This is a genomic window from Nostoc sp. UIC 10630, assembly GCF_010747425.1.
Classification (GTDB): domain Bacteria; phylum Cyanobacteriota; class Cyanobacteriia; order Cyanobacteriales; family Nostocaceae; genus Nostoc.
This window is the reverse complement of the sequence record NZ_JAAGOG010000515.1, coordinates 1-306: the sequence shown is the minus strand read 5'-3', so window position 1 is coordinate 306 and position 306 is coordinate 1. Positions and strand designations below refer to the sequence as shown.

The 306-nt window shown below is 41.5% G+C and carries 1 protein-coding gene; it reads left to right on the top strand.

The window, feature by feature from the left end; all coding sequences use genetic code 11:
• Positions 1–154: 154 nt before the first annotated feature.
• A partial coding sequence (locus tag G1O98_RS38890; RefSeq protein ID WP_194248893.1) for a CTB family bacteriocin occupies positions 155–306 on the top strand: 152 nt, incomplete at its 3' end.

Sequence of the window (306 nt, the reverse complement as noted above, 5' to 3'; positions counted from 1 at the left end):
GGCGGTATTAGTTCTTTGAACACTCAGCAAACTGCTGTATCTCATCAAAGTTTGCACGAAATCAAAGCAACTGGCTTGTTCCCTTCTACTCTTGCTAGTTAGTAACAGTTTTATTTGAGATAACACACACATTACACATTAAGGAGAAAACATCATGTCTGACAACATTAAGCCCGTAGAATTATCTGCTGAAGAATTGGACAACGTAGCTGGTGGTGCTTTTAGCTATGTCGATGCTGACAACTACAACGCAATTGATCAGCAAGCGGGTGCAACTGTTCTCGGTGCTAATGGCGGTATTAGTTC